1 protein-coding gene and 1 pseudogene are annotated in these 2141 nt (G+C 63.1%); both read left to right on the top strand.

Features of this window, described 5'->3' with window-relative positions; all coding sequences use genetic code 11:
* Nucleotides 1–279: 279 nt before the first annotated feature.
* Nucleotides 280–1797 carry an alpha/beta hydrolase gene (locus EN893_RS30450; protein ID WP_127272335.1) on the top strand — a complete coding sequence of 506 codons (1518 nt, stop codon included), beginning with the start codon at nucleotides 280–282 and terminating at the stop codon, nucleotides 1795–1797.
* Between the two features lie 175 nt (nucleotides 1798–1972).
* Nucleotides 1973–2141, top strand: a pseudogene (locus tag EN893_RS39560) (EamA/RhaT family transporter); the annotation flags it as partial.

Genomic DNA, 2141 nt, shown 5'->3' on the forward strand with positions numbered 1-2141 from the left:
TATAAGAGACAGGTCTCGACGGTAGAAGCCGACATAGGCGCGGTCGGAGCCAAGCAGTCCGCTCGCCGCCGCTGTGAAGCGAGCGGACAATTCTTCGGGCGTTGCAGCCATGGCCGCGGCGGCGACACCACCGCTCCAGTGTCCAAACCGATCGAGAGAGATGTTCGACTGCATTCCGGCTCACATTAGCGCAAGCCGTTGCAGGTTCAAGACAGCCATTTCCTTTGACTTCGATCCTCTCGGCCATACCTATGCGGGAGTCGTTCTCGCGGAGCCATCATGCCGGTCAAGCTGAAACTGATCTTCCTCATCCTGCCGATGCTTGCCGTCCTGGCGCAGCCCGTCCTGGCTGAAACGGCGGAGCGGCCGGCACCTGCGGGCGGTGTGCTGTCCCTGCTGCCGCCGCCGCAGACCACCAACTATTCGATCACACTGGCCGGGCGCAAGCTGGATTACCAGGCAAAGGCAGCGACCCTGTCGCTGCTGTCGGGCAACGGCGACGTCACGGCGGAGATCTTCTACGTCGCCTACACGCTGGAGCCGCTGGCGAGCGTGGCCAAAGACCCGCATCGGCCGATCACCTTCGTGTTCAATGGCGGCCCTGGAGCAGCGTCCGCCTATCTGCATCTCGGCGCACTCGGTCCACGGATAATCGCGACGGGAGCCGATGGCGAACTCCTGCCCTCACCGCAAAGACTGATCGACAATCCGGACAGCTGGCTCGACATGACGGATCTCGTCTTCGTCGATCCGGTGGGGACCGGCTACAGCCGCGAGGCACCGGGGCAGGACACGCGCGATTTCTGGGGCGTCAACCAGGATGCCAGCTCGATTGGCGCCTTCATCCGGCTCTATCTCGCGCAGAACGGCCGCACCGGGTCGCCGCTGTTCCTCGCCGGCGAAAGCTATGGCGGGTTCCGCGCGGCGCTGCTCGCCAGGACATTGCAGGAAGATATCGGCGTCAGTCCGAGCGGCATCGTGCTGATCTCGCCAGCGCTGGAGTTCACGCTGGTGCAGCCCGACGAATTCGAGCCGCTGCATTGGGCGCTCGAACTGCCGTCACTGGCGGCGGTGCGGCTACGCACCGAAGGCGTCAGCGGCGATGCATTGCGGGAGAAGCTGGCCGAAGTCGAACATTATGCGATGGGCGATTACCTTACGGCAATCACCAGCGGACTGGAGCAAGGCAGGCGGCTGGCGAGCCAGCGCGTCGCTGAGATCACCGGCCTGCCACTCGATTTGGTGCAACGGAACTCCGCTCGCATCCCCACCAGCCTGTTCGCAAGGGAGTTCGCCCGTGCCAGCGGCAAGGTGCTCAGCCCCTATGACGCCACGATCGGCACAGCCGATATCGCGCCTGAGAGCGCCCGCATCGCCGGCCCGGATCCGGTGCTCGACCGCAGCGTGCCGGCGCTGACGTCGGCTTTCGTCGGCTACATCCGTGACGAATTGAGTTTCCGCACCGATGTCAGCTATCGGCTGCTCAATGGCGAAATCAGCCACAAATGGGATTACGGGACCAGCGCCTCGCGGCAAGGCTATGCCGGAGTGATGGACGATCTGCAGCGCGCACGCTCACTGAACCCTTCGCTTGGTGTCGTGATCGTCAACGGCTACACCGACCTGGTCACGCCTTACCTCGCCTCGCGCTACCTGGTGAACCAGATCCCATCGCTCGCCGATGCCAAGCCTATCCGTCTCGATGTCGTCGAGGGCGGGCACATGATGTATTTCAGGTCCGACGGCCGACGCGCGCTGAAAGAAGCCGCTTCGGAGCTTTACCAGGCGACGCAGTAGGCTTGGCGACAGTGCAGCTCGGCATGGCCCCCTGCCCCAACATAACCAGCGGGCTGGCGTAGCGCCGCAGCGATTTTCGCCCTTATAGCTTGGTGCCGAGGGAACTGAATTCACAGCTCCTCGTGTCGCTCCTCACAGCATTCTGCCGCTCCGGCAATTTGGTCCCACGCGCCTTATGGCCGATATCGCCATTCTCGAAACACGCGAGCGGGTGCTTGCAGGCATCCTGCTGACCGGTGCTGCCTATTTGCTGTTTTCGACACAGGATGCCTCGATCAAGCTGTTGGTCGTCGGCATGAGCGTCTGGCAGATCATGTTCTTCCGCAGCATTGCCATTCTGGGCG

Source organism: Mesorhizobium sp. M7A.F.Ca.CA.004.04.2.1, from assembly GCF_004022825.1.
In the GTDB taxonomy this organism is placed as follows: Bacteria; Pseudomonadota; Alphaproteobacteria; order Rhizobiales; family Rhizobiaceae; genus Mesorhizobium.